Genomic DNA, 26,501 nt, shown 5'->3' on the forward strand with positions numbered 1-26,501 from the left:
ACCTCAAACGCGCTCAACACCCGTCCGCTTGGCCAGCGAGCGCAACAATGCGGCGGCCTGATCGTGCTCAAAGGCGTGCGCGAGTCGCCGCAGCTCATCGGCGTCGGCCCACTGGCCCTGAGCCTGAATGAAATCGATCACTCGGACCAACACGGTCTCATCGACCAGTTCACCCGTGGACAGGGATCTTAGCAGTTCGCTGAGGATAGGCGCGATCGTCTCGGCAGTCTCCAGCGGATCGCGGCGGGGCGATGGTGCGGCCGGCGCCACATCCAGTGCGGCCAGCGCGTTCCGAACCGCATGCAACGCCTGCTCGAAGCGGTGAAGCTCAGACTCCGGAATCGGCTCACTGCGCCGGATGAAGACTTCGAGACGGGCCGCGGCGGCCGACAGCGTCTGCGCGCCCACCGTGGCCGCCAGACCCTTGAGTGTATGCAGCAGACGCCGTTTCAGGCTCGGCTCGATACCATCCAGGGGACCGAACAGTGGCTTGAACTCCGTTTCGAGCTGTTCCTTGAAGAGCGCGAGAGCACGCTGGTAGAGAACCTGATCGCCATCGAAGGCCCGCAGCGCCCGTGCCGTGTCGATGACCGCTGAGTGGTCCGGCACGCCCTGTGGCGCTGGGCTGGCATCCAGCGGGGACTGGGTGCAATCGCCATCGGCCTGCAACCACTTCTCCAGCATGTTGAACACAGAATGGATTTCAATGGGTTTGGCCAGATGATCGTTGGCTCCAGCCAGCCGTGCCTGCTCGCGATCGGCGTCCATGACCGCCGCTGACAGCGCAATGATCGGCAACGCTGGATATTGGGCGCGAATGCGCCGGGTCGCCTCGAAACCGTCCATGACCGGCATCTGCAAATCCATGAACACCAGATCCACCTGAGCCTGACCGACCTGGTCGATGGCTTCCTGGCCATTGCTGGCGAGCAGGATCTTGATCCGGGTCTTGTCGAGGATGGCCATGGCGACTTCGCGATTCAGCGCATTGTCTTCGACCAGCAGCAGGGTGTACTCGCTGAAGCAGGGAATATGGCGGGCGACGGAAGCGGGCGGTCGCTCCGTGGTCTGCTGTTCAGAGACGGCCTGCCGCATGGCTTCGAGCAACACGTTCGCCGTCACCGGCTTGCTCAGGAAGGCGCTGTAGAACTCGGCATGATCGGCGACGTCCTGCTGACTGTAAGCACTGACGATCAGCGCCGGAATCGTCTTGCCCTTGAGGACACCCATGCCGCGCATTGTGTGCAACTCCTTGAGCGTTTGCAGTCCATTCAGCTCACCGGGCATTTTCCAGTCCATGAGAATGAACTGAAACGACCGGCCCTCCTGTTCGGCGGCCTGAACGGCCATGATGGCGGCCTGGCCACTGTCGGCTTCCTCCACGTCGAAGCCGTGACTGTCCAGCAGACCGCGCAGTATGGTTCGGGCGGCGGCATGATCGTCGACGATCAGTACTCGCCCGCCGGACCACAACTCGGCTGGCCGTGACGGACTGGCTTGATCGGGCGACAAGGGCAGGGTCAGGTCGAAATAAAACCGGCTGCCTGCTCCGGGCGTCGACTCCAGCTTCAGCGTCGCGCCCATCTTTTCCACTAATTTACGACTGATGACCAAGCCGAGACCGGTTCCACCATAGCGGCGCGTCGTGGAGCTGTCGGCTTGCGAGAACGGTTTGAACAAGCGCTCCTGCTGATCGGGCGTGATACCGATACCCGTATCACGCACCTCGAAACGCAGGCACGCCGACGTCGTTCCGGCCTCCAGCTGACGGATAGAGAGCACCACCTGCCCCTGCTTGGTGAACTTGATGGCATTGCTGAGCAGATTGATCAAAATCTGACCCAGTCGCAACGCATCGCCCTCGACCCTGTTGCTTGATGCAACGGCCAGATCGAAGAGGAGTTCGATGCCCCTGGAATCGGCTTCGCTGCCAAAGAGCGTCCGCATCTGATCGAGCAGATCATCGAGACAAAACGGCTGAAGGACCAGTTCCAGCTTGCCGGCCTCGATCTTGGAATAGTCCAGGATGTCGTTGATGATCCCGAGCAGCAGGCGCGATGAATTGTGAATCTTGCGCAGATAGTCGTGCTGCTTGGCATCGAGCGACGTCTCCAGGAGCAGATCGCTCAAGCCGATCACGGCATTCATGGGCGTGCGGATCTCATGACTCATATTGGCCAGGAACTGGCTCTTGGCTCGACTGGCACGCTCGGCGGCTTCCTGAGCCTGCTTGATCTCGGTCAGATCGTTGTAAACGGCCACCACCTCACCGGAGGAAAGCTTGAATACCGTGTTTTCACGCCAAACCTGCAAACGATCGTCCTGATAATAGGATGATGGCAGGTACTCGGTCTGCCCGCTCAGATTCACCCGTCGCAACACATCCACCAGTCCCATCTCGATGGTCGCCGGAAAACACTCCGTCAAGCGCCGACCAATCACCTCCTGGCGTGTGGTCCGATCCATGCGTTCGGCGGCTGGATTATAGTCGGTGAAGATGAAATCCTGACCATGATCGATTGGCCGATAGACCGCCACGGCACTGCCGGTCTTTTCGAAAATGCCTCTGAAGCGCTCCTTTTCGTCCTCAAGCGCATCCTTGGCATACTTGGCCTCGGTGATATCGATATCACTGCCACGATAGCCGAGCAGCCGACCTTGATCGTCGATGACTGGAATGGCGTTGGTCGACACCCAGATCACCTGGCCATCCTTGCACAGGATCGGGTTGACATACCCCTGGAATTTCATCTTTTGGACAAACGCCTGAAAGACCGATTTCTTGAACGCTTCGCGCTCCGGCTCAGGGTGGAGATCATAGAAATGGCACTGGCCAACGATCTCGTCCGGCGCATACCCCCAGACGATCTCGGCCACCGGGCTCAGGTAGGTGTAGCGTCCTTGCGTGTCCACTTCCCAGGTCACGGTGCGGCTTTGTTCAGCCAGTTGTTGCAAGCGTCGCTCGCGATCGAGGATTTCGCGCTGGGCCTCCTGGAGCTTGGTGATGTCTTCATTGACGCCGACAACGCGAATCGCTTGACCCTGATCATCACGGATGACGCGCGCCAGGCCGCGCAGGGTCCGAACTTCGCTATCGCTGGGACGGCGAATCTGAAACTCGACATCGAAGGGCTGGCTGGATTCGATCAGGGCCTGGAAATCCGCTTTCACGCGCTGAAGCGATTCCGGCAGGACGAGCGACGACCAATCTACGAACCGATAACCAAAGAGTCTCGGTTCGAGACCATAGAGCTGAAACATCCGTTCATCCCAGATCAGTCGATCCTGCTGGATATCATAGTCCCAGATGCCGAGATGGGCCGCTTCCGTGGCTAATTGCAGTCGCTCTTCGACCTGACGTTTTTGACGCTCATTCTGCTTGCGACGGCTGATGTCACGAAACACGGCCAGCAATAATGGACGTTCATCGAGATCCAGGCGCGAAACCGTGACATTCACATCGATGACGCGGCCATCCTTGCGCCGATGCTGGGTTTCGAACTCATCGCGTCCCTGAGTCAGGATCTTCTGAACATGCGCGGCGACATCCTGTGTGGATTCCTGGACTTCGTAATCGCTGATACACACGCCTGAGAATTCAGCGGGCGTATAGCCGAGTTGTGCGCAGGCGACCTGATTGAACTCCAGGGTCGAGCCATCGCTCGGATCGATCAGCAGGATGCCATCCGGATAGATCTCGAACAGAGCACGGAACTTGGCTTCCTGTCTCACTACCTCGGTCGTCGCCATACTGCGCAGTTTGGAGAAAAACATAGAGTCCGCCGCTTATTGAATCGACCCTTAAAGCACGACATGCCGACTCGGCATCCGCACGCTGTCTGTCAACGATCAAACGAACCGGCCTGCATAATCGGCGATGCCCGGATTGCCGGTGACGTTCTTGAGTCGGGGTGTGTCGAGCCGTTCGAGCTTGACGGTCTTGATATCGCGCAGATAGGTCGCGACCGTATCCCAGATCGGCTCGCCCGGCGCCTGACCGCCGACCGTGGCCCAACCGGCCACCACATAGGTCTTGCCCGCCTCGATCGGTGTGCCATCGGCCAACTGCATCGCCTGGATGCGCTCACCCATGGACGCGGTCGGATCGCAGACATAGTCGAGTCCGCCCACGCGCACCATGTCGCCGCCCTGCTGGACATAGGGATCAGGGTTGAAGAGGTTGTCGGCGACGTCCTCCAGAATCCGCTTGAGGTCCGCCCCGCTCATCTCACGCCGATAGGTTTCAGGATAGGTGATGCAGGTCTGATCGAGTACATGCTCCAGGGTGATCGTCTGTCCGGGGAGCACCGTGGTGCCCCAGCGGAAGCCGGGCGAGAGGCTGATCTGAGCGTCGTGCACCTGGCGCAGAGCGTCGCAGATGACCTGATCGAAGGTGCCGTTGAAGTTGCCGCGCCGGTAGAGCAGTTCGCCGGTGGTGGCGAGCTTCTCGTCGAGCCGCTCGGCATAGGGCGCGCGCACCTCGGCGATATAGTCGCGCATCGCCCGGTCCGGCTCGATCAGGTTGGAGAACACCGGCAGCAGCCGATAGCGATAGTCGCTCACCCGCCCGTCCTTGATCTCCAGATCCATGACGCCGACGAACTTGCCGTTGGAGCCGGCATTGGTGACCAGGGTCTTGCCGCCGGAGTTCTCGATCAGGATCGGCGCGGGCACGCCATCGTGAGTATGGCCACCGAGGATGACATCGATCCCGCGCACGCGCGAGGCGAGCTTGAGATCGACGTCCATGCCATTGTGCGAGAGCACCACCACCACGCCGGGCTTCTCGCGCTCACGCACCTGGTCGACGATCTCCTGCATCCGCCCATCCTCGATACCGAAGGTCCAGTCCGGGATGAAACGCGCCGGATTGGCGATCGGGGTATAGGGGAAGGCCTGACCGATGACCGCGACCCGGACCCCGCCGACATCCTTGATGACATAAGGCTTGAAGGCCAGACCCGAATCCTCGTTGAAGCCGGCGAAGTCCTCGAAGCGATAGTCGAACAGCGCCTCCTCGCGGACCCTGACGTTCTGAGCCACGAACTCGCCCTGGAACTCAGCGATGTTACGGATCACCGCCTCTTCGCCATAGGTGAACTCCCAATGGCCGGTCATGACCTCGACGCCGAGCCGATTGCAGGCCCCGACCATATCCCGACCGCGCGTCCAGTAGGCCGTGCCCGAGCCTTGCCAGGTATCGCCGCCGTCGAGCAGCAGACTGCGCCTCTCCCCGGCCTGAGCGCGCAGTCGATCAATGAGTGTCTTGAGATGGGCGAAGCCGCCGACAGCCCCGAACCGCTCGGCTGCCGCCGCGAAGTCGAGATAAGTGAAGGCATGCGCCTCCAGCCCGCCCGGCGCGATGCCAAACTGTTCGAGCAGTGCCGTGCCGACGCGATGCGGCGCGCGACCGAGTGCCGCGCCGATCCCCAGATTGACGTTCGGCTCGCGGAAATAGATCGGATTGAGCTGCGCGTGGGTGTCGGTGATGTGCAGCAGGCGGACGTGACCGAACGCCGGGATCTCGTAGCGATCGGACGGACGCCCGGAGGTCGCGCGACCTGTGACGGGCAGCAGACCGGCCGTGCCGGCCAGGCCCAGGAGTCGGATGAATTCGCGTCTTGAAAGCGGCATGGTTCGCTGAGTCCTCCAGAATCATTGTCGGGCGACCGCCCGCCGATACGCTTGAAATTCGACGGACGCTCCCACAGTAAACGTCGATTGCCGGCCATATCCATAATAATCAAAGGAGGTCTCGTCCATGCCGTCAACCCGGTTTCACCGATTGCATCGACTCGCCCTGGTCTTGGGGCTATCCGTGTCGATCACGACGCCGCTCCTGGCCGCCGGCCCACCGGATGATCTTGTACTCGATGGCGATCCCGAAGTCGGCCGTCTGGTGGCCAATGACCGCGCTAAGGGTAACTGTGTCGCCTGCCATATCATGGCCGACGCCGAGGGTCCAGGCTCGCTCGGGCCGGTGCTGATCGCGATACAGACCCGCTTCCCCAGCAAGCGCGAGCTGGCCAGTCAGATTTGGGACGCGACCCTCAAGAATCCAGAGGCGGTCATGCCGCCCTTCGGCAAGCACGCCATCCTGACCCAACAGGAATTCGTCGATGTCGTCGAATACATCTGGACACTCTGAGTCCGGCCTGGACCGACCAGATCCATCCGAGATCCGCCAGCTGCCGGAGGACCGTGCCCCAATGACAACCGCTCGCTCAACCTTCATGCTCGCCGTCCTGCTCGTCGGCCTGATGCTCGCCGGCGGGGCGTTCGCCGCCACACCCGCCGAGGAACAGGCCGCGTTCCAAGCCTATTTCAAGCAACGCTTCCCGAACGTCCCCGAGGACGAGTTCAAGAACGGCGCCTATGCCATCGACCCGGTCGGGCGCGAGAACTGGGAGGCGATCGAGGAATTCCCGCCCTACGAGACCGCCATCTCCAAAGGCGAGACGCTCTGGAACACGCCCTTCGCCAATGGTCGCGGCTATGCCGACTGCTTTGCGGACGGTCCAGCGATTGCGGCTCAGTATCCGCGCTGGGACCGCGAGCGCGGGATGGTGGTGACCCTGCCGCTGGCGCTCAACGACTGCCGCCAGGCCAACGACGAGGCGCCGCTGAAGTATGTCAAGGGACCGATCGCCGATCTCGTCGCCTATATCGCTTATGAGTCGCGGGGCCAGATCACTCAGGTCGAGATCCCGGCGGACGACCCGCGCGCGCTGGCGGCCTATGAGCAGGGCAAGCGGTTCTATTTCGCCCGGCGCGGTCAGCTCAACTTCTCCTGCGCCCACTGCCATTTCGCCAACTCCGGGGCCAGGCTGCGCAGCGAGGTCTTGAGTCCGGCGCTCGGGCACACGACGCATTGGCCGGTCTACCGTTCCGACTGGGGCGAGATGGGGACCCTGCATCGACGGTTCGCCGGCTGCAACGAGCAGGTGCGGGCCAAGGCGTTCAAGCCCCAGAGTGAGGCATATCGAAATCTCGAATATTTTCTCACCTATCTGAACAACGGACAGGAACTCAACGGACCCGGAGCACGCAAATGACCGAGGATTCCATAATCGCATCGAGACTGAAACGCGGATTCAGAAACAGCCTGATCCTCGGCCTGTTAGCGGTGCTCCCGCTGGGCGCGGCCTGGTCGGAGACACCGGACCAGAGTCAGGCACTGGCCAGTATCGAGGCCGCTGAAGCGGCCCGCCAGCGCGCTGACTCGGTCGGCGGTGAGTGGCGCGACACAGCGACCATGATTGAACAGGCCAAGACGCTCGCGGCAGATGGACGTTACGCGGCCGCCATCGAACTGGCCAACGATGCCAAACGTCAGGGCGAATTGGGTTACGATCAGGCACTCGGCGAACAGCACGCGGACTTCCCCGCCTATGTGCTCGATCGGTCTCGATAGCGCCGAGCAATCATCGGCGACCATCCATCACACATTCAGGAGTCTCGTATCATGCCCGTCATTCGATCTCTGCGTCTCACGGCCCTTGCAATCTGTTTCGGTGCTTCGACCCTCGCGCTGGCGGCCGACAACAGGATCACGCCGACACTCGAGAGCGTCCAGATCCAGCACAATGGTCAGACCATCACCATCCAGCGCGGACACGACCTCGATGCCACCCTGCCCGAGATCTACCAAAAGACCGACCGTGGTTGTCCGCCCTTCTGCGTGCAGCCCATGGTCGTGGTCGAGGGCGTCGAGACCATTGGTGAGCTGGACGTGCTGAATTATCTGCACCGGATGTCGCAGGGCGACACCGGCATTCTGCTAGTCGACTCACGCACTCCGGACTGGGTCATGCGCGGCACCATCCCCGGCTCGGTGAACATCCCCTGGAACAAGATCAGCCGCGACAACGCCGGCACCTTCGAGACGCCGCGCGAGGCCGATACCTTCGAGCAGACCCTGCACGATGACTTCAACGTCACCCGCGACCCGGCAAGTGGCGCCCTGGACTTTAGCAACGCCAAGACACTGGTGCTGTTCTGCAACGGCATCTGGTGCCCGCAATCGACGGCCAACATCAAGACTCTGGTCGGCATCGGCTATCCGCTGCACAAACTCAAGTGGTATCGCGGCGGGATGCAGGACTGGCTGAGCGTCGGGCTGACCAGCGTCCAGCCTTGAGCGTCCCTGTTATGTCGCGCTCCTGGCCTCCGGCGTCCGGTGACGACCACGCCGATCAACGATTCATACCGATTTTTCCAAAACCACGCTAGAATGCCCTGATTGCGCGGGTGGCGGAATTGGTAGACGCGCTGGATTTAGGTTCCAGTGGAGCACTCCGTGGGGGTTCGAGTCCCCCCTCGCGCACCATCAATACCTATTTTGTGTACTGAGATATAGTCTCTTAGACGATTTCCGGAAATCACCTTAATCGTCGTCATCGTCATGTTCGCCATGCCGGTTGCGACTCTGCTCCCAAAAATCCTGACGCATCCGGCTCGGCGCAAGCCCCACTTCACGCTCTCGTCGCGCATCGCCGCCCGCTCGCCCATGTTCATGTTCCTCGGCCTCACCGGTACGGTGACACTCGACACAGTTCTCGTAATCATAAATTCCTTCCTCCACATGCTCTTCGCGGATGTTCGAGCGCGAGTGCTCATGACAGCCGTAACAGGTGTAGCGGCTGTAATCCTGGTCCATGTGACAGGTGGCGCAGGCGGTCTGGTGATCCTGATCGAAGCGGAAGAAACGATCATGATCGAGGGTGGCCGGCGTCCAGCTTTGTGGTGAGTGACACTGACTGCATTGGGCAACCACCTCCCGGTGCAGACTGTCTCCAGGGTTGCTGTGGCACCCATTGCACTGATCGCGCGTCTTGACCTGCAACAGCGCATGCGAAAACTGGCCGATGGGGCGGAAGGCCTGTACGCCCTTGTGGTCGCTGTGGCAGGCAACGCAATCCTGTTCGATCAGATCCTGATGGAAGGGCACGAGTTTTCGCTCGTTGGCAATCGGCAGACCCGTGGTTGTGATGAGACCGATCTCCGCCGGCTGATGACAGTGCATGCACTTCGCCGGACGGCTGCCAATGAAGGGGGTATGACAGGCGAAGCAATCGGTCTCCAGCGACGCATGAGCTGCAATCGGCGGGCCGGGTGCGACCATCCATTGCGGATACAAAAAGGTCAGCAGCACCAGAAGTGCTAGATTAGCGGCGACAACATAGAAAATGATTTTTTTGCTCATGACCACTGCCAGAACAGGAAGATACTGAGGATGTGCGTCAGGCCGAGCACCCCGAAGGCAAGCGTGATCGGGAAATGCACGGTCCGCCATTGCTTCATCAGATCCACCGTAACCGCATTCCAGAAGATCTCCTTCTCGGCGGCCTGGCCGGTCAGACCCTGCTCGGCAAGATTTTCACGTTGTGCGCCCAATTGACGCCGCGAGCGGTCCAGCAGGTACTGACCCGTCATCCCGCTGGCGAGCGTGACCAGCATTGCCACCAGCGCCAGCCAGGGGAGAATGGCGTACACATGGATCCCGGCGTGGACCATGATCATCAGCGCCCCGAGCCAGGTCAGCACCTCGTGCAGACGCAGCAATTTTTTCGGTTCGCCGAATCGGATCAGCTTGCGCTTGCGCATCGAGTAGAAAAAGGACAGCAGAATCAAGATCGTGCCGGGAATCCCCAGATAGCGACCGACCCACACCAGCCCCAGTAGATGCAGCAGGATATCGGCAATGGCGGTCGCAACCAGCAGCGACCCAAACAGGATCAGAAAGGGCAATACTTCTTTGCGAATGATCGAACGTTTCATGGCAGTCTCGGTGCGCAGTCTCTACAGGGCCAGAGTCAGATCGGTGGCCGGGGTGGCGATACAGAGCAGACAATGGCCGGGCTTCACATCTGCGTCCGGGGTCTGTTGGTACACGACCTCGCCGGACTCGATGCGGGTCTGACAACTGCCGCAACTGCCAGCACGGCAGCCCGAATCGACCCGGATGCCCTGATCCTCGGCCAGTTCAAGTAAGGAGTCACTGGTCGAGTCCCACTGGATGGTCTTGCCCGACCGACTGAAGCGCACCGCGACCGGGATACTCACCGTCGCTGAGACAGGCGCCCGACGCCTGGTCAGCGAAGCGGGGCCAAAAGACTCGTAATGGATATTCTCGTCGGCGACGCCTGCTTCCCCAAGGGCGGGAACCAGGGTCTCCATCATGGCCAGCGGGCCGCAGACATAGAAGTCATAGCGACCAAAATGCAGTGTCCGCCGGAGCAGTTGGATATCGATCCAGCCCTGATGCTGGTAGTCGATGCCGGCACGGTCCTCGGCGGATGGCTCGGCGTAACAGACATGCAGGTGCAGCGTCGGGTGCGTGTCGCGCAGGTGCTCCAGATGCGCTTTCATGATGTGCTCGCCCCGATGACGCACGCCATAGAAGAGCCAGACTTCGCGTGGATCGGCCTCATGAGCAAGCGTGTTTAGGATACTGAGCAGCGGCGTGAGACCGATGCCGCCGGCGATCAGCACGATCGGCAGTTCACTCTCGGCGTCCAGATGGAAGTGTCCGGACGGCGCACGCACCGACAGGCGCGAGCCTTCCTGGATATGGTCGTGGAAATGGTTCGAGGCGATTCCCGGCGCGACATCCGGCTTGCCCGGCGGGGCCGGTACCCGTTTGATCGACACCCGGAAGTGATCGGTGCGCGGGCGGTCGGAAAGCGAGTAGCAGCGCACGACATGGGTCGGCAGACCACCCGTCGGCTCCGGGATCTCCAGCTTGAAGGTCAGATATTGTCCTGGCTGGTAGACTGGCAGCGGTGCGCCGTCGGTCGGCACCAGATAGAAGGAACAGACACTGGCGTTGCCATCTTCGATCACCCGACGCTGGACCACGAACTCCCGCTCGCCGGACCAGGCGATGGCCCTGGTTATGGCGGGCACTGTCGAGCCGACCGCAGACGGTGGTGGGACGACATTCGGTTCCGGGCGTTCCAGCGCGCGATAGCGGGCCTGTTGACGATAAAACCCGAAGGCCGCAAAACCTGCGACCTGAAGCAGGATCACGCCACTGATCAGGATGGCAAAGGTGGTGGTGCTCATCAGCGCCTCCGCGAGAAACCCCGTCCTTCAACGGGTAAGGATAGCGACTGCAACCGTGCAGACGTGGTCAAGCCCACGCTGGGCAGGCCGCCAATTGCTGATTGCCTGCCGCAAGAAGCTGGCTGTTGTCGGTCCCTGTCCGGTAAATCAGCATGGACCGCCAGTCAGCGCGCAGCTTACAGGGGAGAAACTGACAGAACGCTGACAGTCTTATTCAGGGATCGATCAGTGAAATCCGGTTAGGATGCGAAAGAGGCTCGACGAGCGCGAAACCTAAACGACTGTTGCCGTTCTCCCCGCACGTCTCAGACGTTCACACGTTGGATTGAGTCACGAACGCGCGGAGACAAATGTGCTAAGTAGTTTGCTATGATCGCGCTTTCGTTGCTGCGGCTCGATTTTCCCCGCTTACGCACCAAAAACCATCGATCGGACGCTCATCCACATCTAACGCCGACCCAACTTCCAGACCGAGGATCGACGCATGGCCCCGACTCACGGCCCCCGTCATGGCAAGACCGGCAAACCCATCGATACCGCCAAGCTCGATCAGGTGGTCGCCAACGCGCGTAAGGCGAGCGAGGAACGCGCCGCCGGCTATCGCGATCAGGCGCTGAAACTCTATCCCTGGGTCTGCGGACGCTGTGCCCGCAACTTCACGCGCGAGAATCTGCGCGAGCTGACGGTGCATCACAAAGACATGGATCACGACAACAACCCGCCCGACGGCAGCAACTGGGAACTGTTGTGCATCTACTGTCACGACAACGAGCATCAGAAGTACGAAGAGCACCTGGCCGCGCTCGCGCGTGGCACCGGCACGCCGGCCAAGCCGACGGCCAGTGGCGGCACGGCAGCAACCTTCAATCCCTTCGCCAGCCTCGGCGACCTGCTGAAAAAAGACTGAGGCGCCACGTACCCTTTTCGACCGTTTCACTGGATGAACAAAATTTAAAGACCTGACGGCGGAAAATCCCGTCCAATATGAACCGCCCGACAGCCTGGTTCAGCCCATCGCCCCGGAGTCCCGCCAACCGCATGTCCGATCATCTGTTCTTTGCCTCCGCCCCCAAGCACATGGGCAGCCTGCTCGCCGAGGAGCTGACCCGACTCGGGATGGCGGGGGCCGCCGAGACGCGTGGCGGGGCGCGCTTCTCGGGCCGGATCGAGGACGGCTATCGCGCCTGTCTCTGGTCGCGGATCGCTAACCGCATCCTGCTGCCGCTCGCGCAAGTGTCGCTGAACGGCCCGGATGAGATCCACGACAGCGCACTGGAGATTCCCTGGGAAGACCATCTGACACCGGATCGCACCTTCGCCATCCAGTTTGACGGCGCACTCCAGGGCGTCACCAACCCGCATTTCGCCATCCTCCAGGTCAAGGACGCCATCGCCGATCGCTTCAACCAGCTCTACGGGCGGCGTCCGAGCGTCGATCCCGAGTGTCCGGATCTGCGCATCCATCTCTATGGGCAGCGCGACAACCTGTCTTTCAGTCTGGATTTCTCAGGCGACTCGCTCCATCAGCGCGGCTATCGCGAGGCCGGTTCCGCCGCGCCGCTAAAGGAAAATCTGGCCGCCGCGCTGCTGCTACGCGCCGGCTGGTCCGAGATCGCCGCTGAGGGCGGCGCCCTGCTCGACCCCATGTGCGGCTCGGGCACGCTCGTCATCGAGGGCGCACTGATCGCGGCTGACATCGCGCCCGGTCTCCTGCGCGAGCGCTTCGGCTTTCACGGCTGGACCCAGCACGACGAGACGGCTTGGCAGCGGCTGCTCGCCGAGGCGCGTCTGCGCCGTACCGCCGGACTCAAGCGGCTCGGCGCGCTACGCGGCTATGACGTCAACCCGAATGCCATCCGTACCTCACTGCATCATCTGGAGCGTGCCGGACTCGCCGGTCTGGCGCATTTCGAGCGTCGCGAGCTGTCTGACTGCTACCCCGGACGTGAAGAGGACGAGGGACTGGTGATCGTCAATCCGCCCTATGGTGAGCGGCTCGGCGCCGATGAAGATCTGACCCAGCTCTATGCGCGTCTCGGCTCGGTGCTCAAGGAGCGGTTCGTCGGCTGGCGCGCGGCGGTCTTCACCTCCAACCCCGAGCTGGGCAAGAGCCTGGGATTGCGGGCGACACGGATGCACAGTCTCTACAACGGTCCGATCGAATGCCGCTTGCTGAGCTTCCAGATCGAGCCGCGTTATTTCGTCAGTCATCTGCCGCGCCCGCTGCCGCCGGAAGAGCGCAGTCCGGGCGCGACCATGCTCGCCAACCGGCTGGTAAAAAACCTCAAGGCCCTGCGTAAATGGCGCCAGAGCGAGGGCATCGACTGTCTGCGGATCTATGACGCCGATCTGCCCGAATACGCTCTGGCCATCGATCTCTACGAGGGCGAGCGGCGCTGGGTGCATGTCCAGGAATACGCCGCGCCGCCGAGCGTCGATCCCAAGCGCGCGCGCCAGCGGCTGCGCGAAGCGCTGGGGCTGATCCCCGAGGTGCTCGATGTCCCCGGTGAGCAGGTGTTCCTCAAGGTGCGCCGTCAGCAGAAGGGCCGCGCCCAGTACGAGCGGCTGGCCGAGACCGGGCGCTTCCACGAGGTCTCGGAATACGGTCTCAGGTTCCTGGTCAACTTCGAGGACTATCTGGACACCGGGCTGTTTCTCGATCATCGCGACGTGCGACGGCTGATCGGCTCGCTGTCGGCCGGGAAGCGGTTTCTGAACCTCTTCGCCTACACGGGCACGGCGACCGTGCAGGCGGCCAAGGGCGGCGCGACCTCGACCACTACGGTTGATCTGTCACGCACCTATCTCGAATGGGCCGGGCGCAATCTGGAACTCAATGACATTCAGGGACCGAATCATCAACTGATCCAGGCCGACTGTCTGCGCTGGATCGAATCGATGTTCGGCCAGCGCCGCTTCGATCTGATCTTTCTCGACCCGCCGAGCTTTTCGACCTCCAAGCGCATGCAGGGCACGCTCGACATCCAGCGCGATCATGTCGACATCATCCAGGCGACCATGCGCCTGCTCGAACCCGGTGGGCAACTGATCTTCTCGAACAATCTGCGCCGTTTCCGGATCGATCTGGACGGCTTAGCGCCTTTCGAAGTCAGCGACATCAGCGCCCAGACTCTGCCGCGCGACTTCGCCCGCAATCCGCGGATCCACAACTGCTGGGTGATCCAGCATCCGGAGTCCCAGTCCAGCCGGGAGGATCGAAGCGACGACGAGGCCATCCATGCTTGAGATCGCGGACCTGGAATGCCGGCGCGGTGATCGGCGGCTGTTCAGCGGTCTGAATCTGACGCTGGAGCCTGGAACCCTGCTCCATGTGCGCGGTCGCAACGGCAGCGGCAAGACCACGCTGTTGCGAACCTTGTGCGGACTCTTCACCCCGGATGCGGGCGAGGTGCGCTGGCGCGGTGAGTCGATCCGCGCCCTGGCCGAGGACTATCGGCGCGAGCTGCTCTATTTCGGCCATCTCAACGGCATCAAGTCCGATCTGACCGGGATCGAGAATCTGTCGATTGCGGCGCAGCTTGACGGCGATCCGGTCGGGATCGATGACGTCTGGCAGGCGCTTGCGCGCATTGGACTGCGCGGCTTCGAAGATCTGCCCACACGGATGCTCTCGCAGGGACAGAAGAAGCGCGTGGCTCTGGCCCGGCTCATTCTCAGTCGCGCCCGACTCTGGGTGTTGGATGAGCCATTTACGGCGCTCGATGTCGAGGCCGTGGCCCTGCTCCAGGGACTGATCGCCGAGCATGTGGCCGGCGGCGGACTGGCGGTCCTGACCACACACCAGGAGGTGCCGCTGACCTCGGGCCAGGTCGCCCGTCTGGATTTGGGAGACTGACGCCATCATGTGGGCTGTATTCTGGTGTGTCCTCAAGCGCGATCTGCTGCTGGCCATGCGGCGACGGACCGATGCGCTGACGACGCTGTTCTTTTTTATCATCGTGGTCAGTCTATTTCCGCTCGGGGTCGGCACCGAGCGTCAGGTGTTGCAGATCCTGGGACCGGGTGTGGTCTGGGTCGCGGCACTGCTGGCCTCGATGCTGGCGCTGGAGCGGCTGTTCGCGGCGGACTATGAGGATGGAACGCTGGAGCAGATGCTCCTGACCGCCCAGCCGCTGTCGCTGCTGGTGCTGGCCAAGGTCGGTGCGCACTGGCTGCTGACGGGTCTGCCGCTGGTGCTGATCGCCCCGCTGGTTGGGATGCAGTACCATCTGACGGACACGCAGATCGGGATCATGATGCTGTCGCTCGCACTCGGCACGCCGATCCTGAGTCTGATCGGGGCCATCGGCGCGGCGCTGACGCTCGGACTGCGCGGCGGCGGCATCCTGCTCTCGCTCTTGATTCTGCCGCTCTATATTCCGGTGCTGGTCTATGGCGCCGGCGCGGTCGAGGTCAGCCGTATCGCGCTCACCGACACCGAACCCTATCTGATGCTACTGGGGGCCTTTCTGCTCGCAGCCCTGACACTAGCGCCACTGGCCTCAGCGGCGGCGCTCAAGATTTCGCTGGAATGAGCTGAATTTTAAGTTAAACGCCGTGCCTCAGTCCGTCTATATTGAATCCTCCGTCATCAGCTACTTGGTCGCCCGATCGAGTCGTGATGTCGTGGTGGCGGCACGCCAAGCGATCACCGAGATCTGGTGGAAACAGCATCGCGCCGACTTCGATCTCTATGTCTCCGCACTTGTATTTCAGGAAATCAGGCGCGGCGACGCTGAAGCAGCGGCAAGACGCCAGAAGGTGATCGAAGCGATCCCAATGCTCGCGATTTCACCCGAAGCCCGAATGCTGGCCGAGGATCTGCTGACGCAAGGTGCGATTCCCAAGAACAGTGAGGAAGATGCCCTGCATATCGGCATCGCCGCAGCGGGCGGTATCGAGTTCTTGCTGACCTGGAATTTCAAGCACATCAACAACGCACAAACCAAAGAGACGATCACAACCGTGATCGAGTCCCACGGTTTTGCCTGCCCTATCTTGTGCTCACCGGAAGAACTGGGAGCGGAAATATGAACGAAGACCCCATCGTTGCCGAGATTCGTCGCTATCGCGCCGAGCACGCGGAACACTATGGCCATGATCTTGGCCGAATCTGTGAGGCACTGAAAGTCGTCGAGCTGGACTCGCCCGGAACAGTCGTTGTGCGCCGGCCACGTCTGCTCTCCAAAGTGCGACCGGCGGCTGCCACGCCTCATTTGACTCAACCTCAAGCCCCGAATCAAACCCAATGACCCTGAACTGGTTCAAATTCGCTTCGCCCGCGACCTTCTATCCGCTCGCGGGCCGTCTCACACGCCCCTTCTGGATTCTGACCGGCGTGCTGCTCGTAATCGGTCTCTACTGGGGCTTTTTCCAGACGCCCGATCAGCTTGGCGGCAACAATGCACAGAAGGAGTATTACCGCATCATCTTCATCCATGTGCCGGCGGCCTGGATGTCGATGTGGCTCTATATCGTGATGGTGTTCTGGGCGGCGATCGGGCTGGTGTTCAACACCCGGCTGTCGTTCATGATGGCCAACGCGGTGGCGCCGACCGGCGCGGTCTTCACCTTCCTCGCACTCTGGACCGGCGCCTTCTGGGGCCGTCCGAGCTGGGGCACCTATTGGGACTGGGATCCGCGCCTGACCTCGGAACTGGTGCTCTTTTTCATGTATGTCGGCTATATCGCGCTGCACTCGGCAATCGACGACATCCGCCGCGCCGATCGCGCCTCGGCGCTGCTGGCGATCGTCGGTCTGGTCATGGTCCCGGTCATCTACTGGTCGATCAACTGCCCCGACCCGACCCAGTGCGCGGCCCTGCATCAACGCTCGGGGCTGGGTAAGATCGATGGCCATATCCTGTTTTCGATGCTGACCATGACGCTGGCGTTCTGGATGTATGCGTTCGCGACCGGCTTCATGCGGTTGCGCTCGATCATCCTCACGCGCGAAGCTGAAGCGAGCTGGGTTCAAGAGTTGGTAAGCCGGGAGCAACCACGATGAGCGATTTCTTTTCTCAGGGCGGTTATGCCTTCTTCGTCTGGGGCGCCTACGGCATGGTGGCGCTCGCCTTGGTGGCCGAGGTGCTGCAATTGCGTCTCCAGCATCGAACCATTTTGGCGCGATTGGGTCGATTGGCCCGACTGTCCCAAACCTCGCGTCCGGAGTGAAATTTCGACATGAAAGCACGACAGAAACGGCTGGCCTTCGTCGGTCTGGCGATCCTGGGGATCGGCGCGGCCTCGACCCTGGCCATCACGGCCCTCAAGAGCAATCTTTCTTACTTCTTCAGCCCCTCGCAGGTGCTCGCCAACGAAGCGCCGGCTGATCACGTCTTCCGGCTCGGCGGACTGGTGCGCGAGGGGACGCTCCAGCGTCAGGACGATGGACTGCTGGTCCATTTCGATGTGACCGACAACGCCTCGACCGTCAAGGTTGCCTACTCGGGCATCCTGCCGGATCTCTTCAAGGAAGGAACCGGCGTGGTCGCCAAGGGCCGGCTGGGGCCGGATGGCGTGTTCCAGGCCGAAGAAGTCCTGGCCAAGCATGATGAGGAATACATGCCGCCCGAGGTTGCCAGTACGCTCCAGACCGCCCATGCCGAGGGCGTGACCAACGCCGCCGCCAACCAAACCAACAGCGGAGTGGCCAACTGATGGCGCCTGAACTCGGTCATTTCGCCTTGCTGCTGGCCCTGATGCTGACACTGGTCCAGGCCAGTGTGCCCCTGATCGGCAGCTTCACCGGCAACCGCTCCTGGATGGCCATGGCGCGTCCGCTGGCCTGGGGTCAACTCACCTTCATCGGCGTCGCCTTTCTTTGTCTGCTGATCGCCTTCCTGGACGACGACTTCTCGGTCCTCTATGTCGCGTCCAATTCCAATACCCTGATGCCGACGCTTTACAAGATCTCGGCCATCTGGGGCGCGCACGAAGGCTCGCTGCTGCTGTGGGTGCTGATGCTCGCCGGCTGGGGCGCGGCGGTCGCGCAGTTCAGCCGCAACCTGCCGCTGCCGATGATCGCACGCGTCATCTCGGTGCAGGCGATGATCGCTATCGGCTTCCTGCTGTTCACGCTGCTGACCTCCAACCCGTTCGACCGCATCTTCCCGGCGCCGCTCGAAGGGCGTGATCTCAATCCGCTCTTGCAGGATCCGGGACTGGCCATCCATCCGCCGATGCTCTACATGGGCTATGTCGGCTTCTCGGTCGCCTTTGCCTTTGCCATCGCCGCGCTGATCGGTGGCAAGCTCGATGCGGCCTGGGCGCGCTGGTCGCGGCCCTGGACCACGGTCGCCTGGGTGTTCCTGACCATCGGCATCGCGCTCGGCTCCTGGTGGGCCTACTACGAACTGGGCTGGGGCGGCTGGTGGTTCTGGGATCCGGTCGAGAACGCCTCCTTCATGCCCTGGCTGGTCGGCACGGCGCTGATGCACTCGCTGGCTGTGACCGAGAAGCGCGCGGCCTTCAAGAACTGGACGGTGCTGCTGGCGATCTCGACCTTCTCGCTGTCGCTGCTCGGCACCTTCCTGGTGCGCTCGGGCGTGCTGACCTCGGTTCATGCCTTCGCCACCGATCCGACGCGCGGCAGCTTCATCCTGCTGTTCCTGTGCGTGGTCATCGGCGGCTCGCTGGCACTCTATGCCTGGCGCGCGCCGAGCATCTCGGGCGGCGGGCGCTTCGATCTGCTCTCGCGCGAAACCTTCCTGCTCATCAACAACCTGCTGCTCGCTACCCTGGCGGTGCTGGTGCTGTTCGGCACCCTGGCCCCGCTGATCTACGAAGCCGCGGGCTGGGGCAAGATTTCGGTCGGCTTCCCCTGGTTCAACAAGATGTTTGTCGCCTTGTCGCCGCTGCTGATCCTGGCTACAGCCATCGGGCCGCATGTGCACTGGAAGCACGACGAAGCCTGGCGTCTGGTGCGCGCGCTCTGGATCGCGCTGGCGCTGGGGATCGCGGCCTTCGTGGTCACGGGGTTGTCAGTCGTTTCAGAGGGGCACCTGGCGGTCGGCTTCGGTGTCGGCATGTCCGTGTGGCTGGTGGCGTCGCATCTGCTGAGCCTGTTCGACCGGCTCAAGCACAAGGGCGGACTGCGCGGTCTCAAGACCGATTTCCTGGGCAACAGTCGCGGCTATTACGGCATGTGGCTGGCGCACATGGGGCTGGCGGTCTTCATCGTCGGCGTCACCATGGTCTCGGTCTACGGTGAGGAAACCGACGTGCGCATGTCGCCCGGCACCAGTCACGACGCCTCGGGCTATCGCTTCCAGTTCAATGGCGTGACCGCCGTGCCCGGACCCAACTATCAGGCGTTCCGCGGCGATTTCGTGATCTATCGCGGCGAGCGTGAGATTGCCCACCTCTATCCCGAGAAGCGCAACTATGTCTCGGGCGGCATGCCCATGACCGAAGCGGCCATCGACGCCGGTCTGCTGCGCGACATCTATATCTCGCTCGGCGAGCCGGTCGGCACCCAGGGCGACTGGGCCTTGCGGCTCTATTACAAACCCTATGTGCGCTGGATCTGGCTCGGCTGCATCCTGATGGCCATCGGCGGCACGCTTGCGGCGACCGATCGGCGTTATCGTACCGTCCGTCAGACCGCGACCGTTCCGTCCGGCGTCGCGCTCGCAAAGGCTTGAAGGGTCGATCATCATGAACACATCCGCCAAACGCGCCCTTATCCCGCTCGGGATCTTCCTGGCTCTGGCCGCCCTGCTCTTCTACGGGCTGCAACTGGACCCGCGCAAGATCCCCTCGCCGCTGATCGACAAGCCGGCCCCTGAGTTCAGCTTGTCCGATCTCAAGGATCCCAACCAGACCCTGACCCGTGACATCCTCATCGGTCAGGTGTCGCTGGTGAACGTCTGGGCCTCCTGGTGTCCGTCCTGCCGTCAGGAACACTCAGAGCTCATGCGCATTGCGCGCGAGTACGGGGTGCAGGTAATCGGCTTCAACTGGAAGGACACCCGGCCCGAGGCACTGCAAATGCTCCAGCGCTATGGCGATCCCTATACGGTCTCCCTCTACGACCCGGACAATCAGGCCGGGATCGATTGGGGCGTCTATGGCGCGCCCGAGACCTTCATCGTCGACGCCGAGGGCATCATCCGTCACAAACGGGTCGGGCCGATCGACGCCCAGGTCTGGGCCGAAGAGATCCAACCCATCGTTGAGCAGTATCGAAAGGGCAAGTCATGAAGCGGCTATCCACTACGACCATCCTGGCGGCCTTGACCCTCAGCAGCGTCTTAATGACGACCCCGGCCCGCTCCTTCACCCTGGAAGAGTTCACCTTCGAAGATCCGGCGAGCACCCAGGAATTCCGCGATCTCACCAGCAAGCTGCGCTGTCTGGTCTGCCAGAACGAATCGCTCGCCGGCTCGCAGGCCGGTGTCGCCCAGGATCTGCGCAAGGAGGTCTACCGCCTGATGCAGGAAGGCAAGAGCCGTGAGGAGGTCATCGACTTCCTGGTCGCGCGCTATGGCGACTTCGTGCTCTATGAGCCGCCGCTCAAGCCCTCGACCCTGGTGCTCTGGTTCGGCCCCTTCCTGTTCGTCGGTTTCGGTGCCTATCTGCTCGCGCGCACGCTCCAGCGCAAGAAGGCCGAACCCGAACAGGATTTGAGCGAGGCCGAACGCGCCCGACTGCAACAGCTACTCGCCAAGACCGGCGACCAACACGACTGACTCGAACCCCATGATCATCTTCTGGATTCTCGCCGGTATTCTGCTGGCCCTATCGCTCGTCTTCGTGCTCGCGCCACTGGTGCGCCCCACCCCGCCGGATACCGCGCCCGGCCAGGATCGGCTCAACCTGGAAGTCTTCCAGCAGCGACTGAAGGAACTCGATGCCGACCTGGAGGCCGGGTTTCTCGACCAGGCGCAGTACGAGGCCGCGCGGCGCGATCTGGAGCGCGAGCTGCTCTATGACCTGGACGGTGCCGAAACGGCGGCCGCCACCGAACGCCCGGCCTCGGCCCTCAGCCGCTGGGCGCTGGCCTTGGCTCTCACCATCATCGTTCCAGCTGCGACCGTGCTCGCGTATCTGGAGTTCGGTCGAACCGACCTGATCGATCAGCGTCAGGCGACCACCATGACGGACGACACCAAGGCCGAGGTCGCCTCGCTGGAGGAACTGGTTGAGCAACTGGAAAAACGGCTCGAACAGGAGCCGGCGAATATCGATGGCTGGATGATGCTCAGCCGCACCTATCTGGCCATGGGTCGACTCAACGCCGGCGCCAAGGCCATGGAACGCGCCTATGTGCTCGCGCCCAATGAGGTCAATCTCAAAATCGCCTATGCCGAGGTGCTGGGACTCGTCGATCCCAATAAAAGCCTGCTGGGGCGTCCGGCCGAGCTGATCGCCGAGGCACTGGCCCAGGAGCCGACCAATAGCAATGCCCGCTGGTTCTCGGGGCTGGTCGCCTTCCAGCGGGGCCAGTATCAGGCTGCGCGGACGACCTGGCAGAGCATCCTCGACGAACTGGATCCGGCGAGTGAGGAGGCCGGCAATCTCCGTCAGATGATGGGCGAGGCCCAGCGTCGCGCTGGGATTCCGGCTGAGACCGCCTCCGCAACGCCAACCGAAGCAAGCGAGGCCAAGGTCGAGGCCACGACGACCGAAACGCCCGCCGCGACAGCAACGTCCCAAGCGAGTCTGACCGTCGCCGTCAGTCTCGATCCAGGCATCTCGGATCGCGTCTCGCCCGACGATACGGTCTTTGTCTTCGCGCGTGCCGTTCAGGGACCACCGATGCCACTGGCCGTGCAGCGTCTTCAGGTCAAGGATCTGCCGACGACCGTAACGCTCGACGACAGCCAGGCCATGAGTCCGGCCCTGCGTCTATCAGCCTTCGAGGAGATCAAGGTCGGAGCACGGGTCTCACTGAGCGGGCAGGCCACGCCCCAGCCCGGCGACCTCTTCGGCGAGTCGAGGCCAATTCAGCGCGCTGCCCAAACCGAGATCCGGATCCAGATCGATCAAGTGCGCCCCTGAACGCCCAAGCGGGCGCCAAGGACTCGGATGCCTTGGCGCCCTTCGCACGGTTTTCGACCATCGCTTCCAGCTCAGTCCACGACGGATTTCTCATAGGTACCGACCAGCTCAGCGTGGGCCAGGATATGATCGTCCATGGCCAGCAGCAGATCGTCCTTGCCAGGCGTGCCCAGTGCCTCTGGTAGCCGCACATCCAGCGCATAGAGTCGGTGGAAATAGCGGTGTCGCCCGATCGGCGGGCAGGGTCCGCCATACCCCGTCCGGCCCCAGCTATTGATTCCTTCCCCCGTGCCCTCGGGCAATCCATGACGCGCCACGTCCTCGGGTAGCCCGGCGCAATCCAGCGGAATGTTGTAGAGAATCCAGTGATCCCAGACCATACGCGGCGCCGCTGGATCGGGCGCGTCTGGATCGTCGACGATCAACACCAGACTTTGTGTTCCCTCCGGGAGGTTCTCCCAGCTCAGGGGCGGCGAACAGTCGTCACCCTCGCAGGTGTAACGCAACGGCATGGATTCACCGTCGAGGAATGCGTCCGATTTGAGAACCAGTACCATTTTTGGCCTCCAGCGACATGCTAATGTTTGAGTCAAGACAGATTGAACCGCCCCTGGGTAAGTCGGCACGGTTCCACAGCGAACATTCCCGTTTCGGGTCATGACAGGCCGTTACGGGGGCGCGGTTCGATCACACAACGGCATTCTTGATCCCTAGCTGTGCGTCCTTCGGCGGCCCTCTGTATCGGCCGCCACTTTTTCCCCGCACCGACAGCCGGTGACGAGCGTTCCCACTCAGCGACGAGCCTAGCCCTGTTGGGCGGCGGCACACCGGCCATTTCACCCCGCCCCCTTGATCTAGGGCAAGTACATCACGATTTCACCGTCCAAGGCCGCCTGAGCCCCGCTCGGGTTACAGTATAATTTCGATTCGTTCGGAAGAACGCCCCTGGGTGCTCGCTCGCTTGCAGCGCCCCCGATTTCCACTCAAGCGCCACGACGGGATCAAAGATGTCTGACTACAATGCCGAGGACGTCCGCAACATCGCCCTGGTCGGTCATGCCGGCTCTGGAAAGACCACCCTGGTGGAGGCGCTGCTCGCGGCCACCGGCGTCATCAACGTGCCTGGAAACGTGACCAAGGGCACCACGGTCTGCGACTTCGACCCCATGGAAAAGGAGTTGCAGCACTCGCTGGACGCGGCCATCACCAGCTTCACCGCCAGCGGCAAGCATATCAATCTGATCGACACCCCCGGCTATCCCGATTTCCTCGGACGCAGCCTCTCGGTGCTGCCGGCGGTCGAGACCGCCGCCCTGGTCATCAATGCCCAGGCCGGTATCGAATCCATGACCACACGCCTGATGAAGGCCGCCGACAACCGTCAGCTGTGCCGACTCATCATCGTCAACCAGATCGACGCCGATGGGGCCGAGCTGGCGCAGGTGACCGCGCAGATCCGCGAGACCTTCGGGGCCGAATGTCTGCCGATCAATCTGCCGGCCGATGGCGGCAAGCGCGTCGTCGACTGCTTCTTCCAGCCCAGCGGCGGCCCCACGGACTTCTCCTCGGTCGAGGAAGCCCACAGTCAGATCATCGATCAGGTGGTCGAGGTCGACGAGGAACTGATGGCGCTCTATCTGGAGCAGGGCCAGGAACTCCAGCCCGAACAGCTCCACGATCCCTTCGAGGCCGCGCTGCGTGAGGCGCATCTGATGCCGATCTGCTATGTCTCGGCCCAGACTGGTGCCGGCATCACTGAACTGCTGGAGATCATGGCGCGCTTGATGCCTAATCCAGCCGAGGGCAATCCGCCGCTCTTCCTCAAGGGCGAAGGTGCGGCCATGGAGCCGGTGCACGTCAGTCCCGATCCAGCGCAACATGCCGTGGCCCATGTGTTCAAGATCATCAATGATCCCTATCGCGGCAAGATCGGGATGTTCCGCGTGCATCAGGGTCGCATCACGCCGGCCAGTCAGCTTCTCATCGGTGATGCGCGCAAGCCGTTCAAGGTCAACCATCTCTATCGCATGCATGGCAACGATCTGGTCGAGGTCGACGAAGGCGTGCCTGGTGACATCCTCGCCGTCACCCGCGTTGATGACATCCATTTCGATGCCGTGCTGCACGATTCGCACGATGAGGACCATTTCCATCTCACCACGATGGAATGCCCCATCCCGCTGTTCGGGCTGGCGATCAACACCAGCAAGCGCGGCGACGAGCAGAAACTCACCGATGCGCTCAACAAGCTGCGCGCCGAGGATCCCTGCTTCCACATCGAGCACAACGCCAGCACCAACGAAACCGTGATCCGCGGACTCGGCGAGGCGCATCTCAGGGTGGTACTACGGCGGCTGACCGATCAGTTCCACGTCGACGTCGAGACCCGTCCGCCGAGCATTCCCTATCGCGAAACCATCATGGGCAAGGCCGAGGGCCATCATCGGCACAAAAAGCAGACCGGTGGTGCCGGCCAGTTCGGCGAGGTCTATCTGCGGGTCGAACCCAATGCGCGTGGGGCTGGATTCGCGTTCGTCGATGCCGTGGTCGGCGGAGCCATTCCAGGCAACTTCATCCCCTCGATCGAGAAGGGTGTGCGCCAGGTGCTGGAGGAAGGTGCCATCGCCGGTTATCCGCTCCAGGACATTCGGGTCACTGTCTACGACGGCAAGTACCATGCGGTCGACTCCAAAGACATCGCCTTCGCGACGGCCGGACGCAAGGCGTTCATCGACGCCGTACTCCAGGCCCAGCCGGTGATCCTGGAGCCCATCGTCAAGATTCGCATCACGACCCAGGACAGTGCCATGGGTGACCTGGCCGGGGATCTGTCGAGCCGGCGCGGACGCATCAACGGCAGCGAGTCCAAGAGTCGTGGGCGCGTGATCATCGAGGGCGAGGTGCCGCTGGCCGAGCTGGAGGGGTATGACGCGCGGCTCAAGTCGCTCACCGGCGGCGAGGGCACTTACAGCATCGAGCTGAGCCACTACGATCCGGTTCCGGGCAACCTCCAGAAGCAGATGATGGATGCCTATCAGCGCGCTGAGGATTGAGAGCGCCCCCTCCAGCGACCTCGCGACTGGAAACAGCGATCCCCGGCCCCGAGCTTACAGGGGCTGCGGATCTCCAGCCAAAGTATTCAGGTGCTAGCCGAGCGCGCCGGCATCCGCCTCCTGGTGCTCCTGGGAGCCGCGCTGATTCTGTGTGAGCGACCAGAGCAGCAAGCCAACCCAACCAATGACCGTCCAGCCGAGCAGGACGTTGAGCACACTGATGGTCACACGCCGGCGGTGGCCCTGGTCGAACGCTAACCAGGTCGGCAGCAGATAGAACAGGATCAGGAGCGCGGAGAGGAACCACCCTCTGACGTCGACCGGATAGAGCGCGTCGACGGCCAGCAACAGTAGCAGCCAGACCAGGACAAAGACTGGAATGCCGCGTCGCAAACCAAGCCGACGCAGGTTCTCGATGAGTGCGTGCGGAAGGCGGCGCTCGATGGCGGCAATCCAGGCCCGGGGGCGTGGCTCTTGGGCAGCCTTGGATGTTTGGTGTCGATCCATAGAGGTTCTCCGGGAACAGGGAAGATATCCAGTGCAAAGGATAGCCTGGAATCGAGCCTGGATGCCAAGCGGGCCTGGCGTGATCAGTGCCGGCTGAGCTTTGTTTGCCACCGAACAGAGCACCTAGTACCGCGCACTGTGAATTTTCGGGATAATCGCTCATCATTCTCCCACAGCCTGATTGTGAGTCGCTTCCCATGGCCCGTCCTGCCCCGTTGATTGAGCTACCCCCTGAACCACGCACCGTCCTGGAAGGTCTGGCGCGAAGCCGCGAAACCGCCCACAGCCTGGTGCAGCGGGCGCAGATCGTGCTGCGCGCTGCCGACGGTGAGCGTAGCAAAGCGATTGGACAGGCGCTGGGACTCAATGAAGACGCGGTCGGGCAGTGGCGGCGGCGTTGGGTCGATGCCCAGGAGCGGCTCGCCGCTCTGACGGGCCCGCGTCTGGTTGCGGCGATCAAGGAGGTGCTGTCCGACCGCCCGCGTTGCGGTGCCCCGGGCGACTTTACGCCTGAGCAGATCTGCCAGATCATCGCCTTGGCCTGCGAGACCCCGCCGGACCCCTTGACGCATTGGACGCGCCACGATCTGGTGCGCGAGACCATCGCCCGCGGCATTGCCCCCACCATTTCGGCCACCACCATTGGCCGTTTTTTAAAATCAGGCCGACCTCAAGCCGCATCGCACCCGCTACTGGCTCCACCCCAACATCGAAGACGAGGCCAGCTTCCGGAAGGACGTGCGCACGATCTGCAAGCTCTATCATCAAGCCACCGAGTTCCATGAACAGGGCATCCATGTGATCTCCACCGATGAGAAAACCGGGATCCAGGCGCTCGATCCCATTCACCCCAACCGGCCGATGCGCCCT

26 protein-coding genes and 1 tRNA gene are annotated in these 26,501 nt (G+C 62.3%); 20 read left to right on the forward strand and 7 right to left on the reverse strand.

The genetic code is table 11. The features are described 5' to 3' along the window. Nucleotides 1-3: 3 nt before the first annotated feature. Both GJ668_RS02925 and soxB read right to left on the reverse strand, forming a co-directional pair. The gene (locus tag GJ668_RS02925) at nt 4-3,774 is read right to left on the reverse strand and encodes a PAS domain S-box protein (RefSeq protein ID WP_155448614.1); all 3,771 of its coding nucleotides are present in this window, start codon (nt 3,772-3,774) and stop codon (nt 4-6) included. Nucleotides 3,775-3,849: 75 nt separating this feature from the next. Continuing rightward, complete coding sequence (soxB, locus tag GJ668_RS02930; RefSeq protein ID WP_155448615.1) at nt 3,850-5,634, reverse strand: thiosulfohydrolase SoxB; 1,785 nt, start codon at nt 5,632-5,634, stop codon at nt 3,850-3,852. Between the two features lie 127 nt (nt 5,635-5,761). Between soxB and soxX the strand changes: the two genes are divergently transcribed. The 5 genes from soxX to GJ668_RS02955 all read left to right on the forward strand — a co-directional run bounded on the left by soxX (nt 5,762) and on the right by GJ668_RS02955 (nt 8,329). Next, on the forward strand, nt 5,762-6,148 hold the full coding sequence (gene soxX / locus GJ668_RS02935; RefSeq protein WP_155448616.1) for a sulfur oxidation c-type cytochrome SoxX: 387 nt from the start codon (nt 5,762-5,764) through the stop codon (nt 6,146-6,148). A 61-nt stretch (nt 6,149-6,209) separates the two neighbouring features. After that, a complete protein-coding gene (gene soxA, locus GJ668_RS02940) occupies nt 6,210-7,055 on the forward strand; it encodes a sulfur oxidation c-type cytochrome SoxA (RefSeq protein ID WP_425482468.1) in 846 nt (281 codons plus the stop codon). Further along, nucleotides 7,052-7,414: a hypothetical protein gene (locus tag GJ668_RS02945; protein WP_155448617.1), complete on the forward strand. Its 363-nt coding sequence runs from the start codon at nt 7,052-7,054 to the stop codon at nt 7,412-7,414. Before soxA ends, GJ668_RS02945 begins: the two co-directional genes overlap by 4 nt. Before the next feature lie 51 nt (nt 7,415-7,465). Beyond that, entirely contained in the window at nt 7,466-8,140 is a 675-nt protein-coding gene (locus GJ668_RS02950) for a rhodanese-like domain-containing protein (RefSeq protein ID WP_155448618.1), read from the forward strand. 104 nt (nt 8,141-8,244) lie between these two features. Continuing rightward, a tRNA-Leu gene (locus GJ668_RS02955) sits at nt 8,245-8,329 on the forward strand. A gap of 57 nt (nt 8,330-8,386) precedes the next feature. Here GJ668_RS02955 and GJ668_RS02960 read toward each other — a convergent pair. Genes GJ668_RS02960 through GJ668_RS02970 form a run of 3 tightly spaced genes read right to left on the reverse strand, consistent with a single transcriptional unit; the run spans nt 8,387 to nt 11,067 of the window. Then, nucleotides 8,387-9,205: a class III cytochrome C family protein gene (locus tag GJ668_RS02960; protein ID WP_155448619.1), complete on the reverse strand. Its 819-nt coding sequence runs from the start codon at nt 9,203-9,205 to the stop codon at nt 8,387-8,389. Then, entirely contained in the window at nt 9,202-9,780 is a 579-nt protein-coding gene (locus GJ668_RS02965) for a hypothetical protein (protein WP_155448620.1), read from the reverse strand. Before GJ668_RS02965 ends, GJ668_RS02960 begins: the two co-directional genes overlap by 4 nt. Nucleotides 9,781-9,801: 21 nt before the next feature. Next, nucleotides 9,802-11,067, reverse strand: a complete 1,266-nt coding sequence (locus GJ668_RS02970; protein WP_155448621.1) for a 2Fe-2S iron-sulfur cluster-binding protein — start codon at nt 11,065-11,067, stop codon at nt 9,802-9,804. Between the two features lie 484 nt (nt 11,068-11,551). Between GJ668_RS02970 and GJ668_RS02975 the strand changes: the two genes are divergently transcribed. The 13 genes from GJ668_RS02975 to ccmI all read left to right on the forward strand — a co-directional run bounded on the left by GJ668_RS02975 (nt 11,552) and on the right by ccmI (nt 22,071). Continuing rightward, nucleotides 11,552-11,974, forward strand: a complete 423-nt coding sequence (locus GJ668_RS02975) for a YajD family HNH nuclease (protein ID WP_155448622.1) — start codon at nt 11,552-11,554, stop codon at nt 11,972-11,974. Between the two features lie 131 nt (nt 11,975-12,105). Further along, the gene (gene rlmKL / locus GJ668_RS02980) at nt 12,106-14,313 is read left to right on the forward strand and encodes a bifunctional 23S rRNA (guanine(2069)-N(7))-methyltransferase RlmK/23S rRNA (guanine(2445)-N(2))-methyltransferase RlmL (RefSeq protein ID WP_155448623.1); all 2,208 of its coding nucleotides are present in this window, start codon (nt 12,106-12,108) and stop codon (nt 14,311-14,313) included. Next, nucleotides 14,306-14,923 carry a cytochrome c biogenesis heme-transporting ATPase CcmA gene (gene ccmA / locus GJ668_RS02985; protein ID WP_155448624.1) on the forward strand — a complete coding sequence of 206 codons (618 nt, stop codon included), beginning with the start codon at nt 14,306-14,308 and terminating at the stop codon, nt 14,921-14,923. Before rlmKL ends, ccmA begins: the two co-directional genes overlap by 8 nt. A 7-nt stretch (nt 14,924-14,930) precedes the next feature. Continuing rightward, nucleotides 14,931-15,602, forward strand: coding sequence for a heme exporter protein CcmB (gene ccmB, locus GJ668_RS02990; protein WP_155448625.1), 672 nt, complete (start codon nt 14,931-14,933; stop codon nt 15,600-15,602). A gap of 22 nt (nt 15,603-15,624) precedes the next feature. Beyond that, entirely contained in the window at nt 15,625-16,101 is a 477-nt protein-coding gene (locus GJ668_RS02995; protein WP_186342841.1) for a PIN domain-containing protein, read from the forward strand. Then, a complete protein-coding gene (locus tag GJ668_RS03000; protein ID WP_155448627.1) occupies nt 16,098-16,319 on the forward strand; it encodes a hypothetical protein in 222 nt (73 codons plus the stop codon). The genes GJ668_RS02995 and GJ668_RS03000 overlap by 4 nt, the downstream gene beginning before the upstream one ends. Then, the gene (ccsA, locus tag GJ668_RS03005; protein WP_155448628.1) at nt 16,316-17,074 is read left to right on the forward strand and encodes a cytochrome c biogenesis protein CcsA; all 759 of its coding nucleotides are present in this window, start codon (nt 16,316-16,318) and stop codon (nt 17,072-17,074) included. Before GJ668_RS03000 ends, ccsA begins: the two co-directional genes overlap by 4 nt. Then, nucleotides 17,071-17,241 carry a heme exporter protein CcmD gene (gene ccmD / locus GJ668_RS03010; RefSeq protein ID WP_155448629.1) on the forward strand — a complete coding sequence of 57 codons (171 nt, stop codon included), beginning with the start codon at nt 17,071-17,073 and terminating at the stop codon, nt 17,239-17,241. The genes ccsA and ccmD overlap by 4 nt, the downstream gene beginning before the upstream one ends. A gap of 9 nt (nt 17,242-17,250) precedes the next feature. Further along, complete coding sequence (ccmE, locus tag GJ668_RS03015) at nt 17,251-17,727, forward strand: cytochrome c maturation protein CcmE (protein WP_155448630.1); 477 nt, start codon at nt 17,251-17,253, stop codon at nt 17,725-17,727. Beyond that, nucleotides 17,727-19,712 carry a heme lyase CcmF/NrfE family subunit gene (locus GJ668_RS03020; protein ID WP_155448631.1) on the forward strand — a complete coding sequence of 662 codons (1,986 nt, stop codon included), beginning with the start codon at nt 17,727-17,729 and terminating at the stop codon, nt 19,710-19,712. Before ccmE ends, GJ668_RS03020 begins: the two co-directional genes overlap by 1 nt. A 13-nt stretch (nt 19,713-19,725) precedes the next feature. Next, nucleotides 19,726-20,271 carry a DsbE family thiol:disulfide interchange protein gene (locus tag GJ668_RS03025; RefSeq protein WP_155448632.1) on the forward strand — a complete coding sequence of 182 codons (546 nt, stop codon included), beginning with the start codon at nt 19,726-19,728 and terminating at the stop codon, nt 20,269-20,271. Next, on the forward strand, nt 20,268-20,759 hold the full coding sequence (locus GJ668_RS03030) for a cytochrome c-type biogenesis protein (RefSeq protein ID WP_155448633.1): 492 nt from the start codon (nt 20,268-20,270) through the stop codon (nt 20,757-20,759). The genes GJ668_RS03025 and GJ668_RS03030 overlap by 4 nt, the downstream gene beginning before the upstream one ends. Nucleotides 20,760-20,769: 10 nt before the next feature. Beyond that, nucleotides 20,770-22,071 (forward strand): c-type cytochrome biogenesis protein CcmI, encoded by a 1,302-nt coding sequence (gene ccmI, locus GJ668_RS03035; protein WP_155448634.1) that lies wholly within the window; start codon nt 20,770-20,772, stop codon nt 22,069-22,071. Nucleotides 22,072-22,142: 71 nt separating this feature from the next. Here ccmI and GJ668_RS03040 read toward each other — a convergent pair whose 3' ends face one another. After that, nucleotides 22,143-22,628, reverse strand: coding sequence for a YbhB/YbcL family Raf kinase inhibitor-like protein (locus GJ668_RS03040; RefSeq protein WP_155448635.1), 486 nt, complete (start codon nt 22,626-22,628; stop codon nt 22,143-22,145). Between the two features lie 450 nt (nt 22,629-23,078). On the opposite strand from GJ668_RS03040, the gene fusA reads away from it, so the two are divergent. Then, nucleotides 23,079-25,124, forward strand: coding sequence for an elongation factor G (fusA, locus tag GJ668_RS03045; RefSeq protein ID WP_155448636.1), 2,046 nt, complete (start codon nt 23,079-23,081; stop codon nt 25,122-25,124). A 93-nt stretch (nt 25,125-25,217) separates the two neighbouring features. On the opposite strand, the gene GJ668_RS03050 is transcribed toward fusA, so the two are convergent. After that, a complete protein-coding gene (locus tag GJ668_RS03050; RefSeq protein WP_155448637.1) occupies nt 25,218-25,631 on the reverse strand; it encodes a superinfection immunity protein in 414 nt (137 codons plus the stop codon). A gap of 197 nt (nt 25,632-25,828) precedes the next feature. Here GJ668_RS03050 and GJ668_RS03055 point away from each other — a divergent pair, with 197 nt between their 5' ends. Continuing rightward, complete coding sequence (locus tag GJ668_RS03055; protein WP_155448638.1) at nt 25,829-26,416, forward strand: helix-turn-helix domain-containing protein; 588 nt, start codon at nt 25,829-25,831, stop codon at nt 26,414-26,416. The last annotated feature ends 85 nt before the right edge of the window (nt 26,417-26,501 follow it).

Origin of the sequence: Allochromatium palmeri (assembly GCF_009720725.1) — a bacterium.
Taxonomy (GTDB): Bacteria; Pseudomonadota; Gammaproteobacteria; order Chromatiales; family Chromatiaceae; genus Thermochromatium; species Thermochromatium palmeri.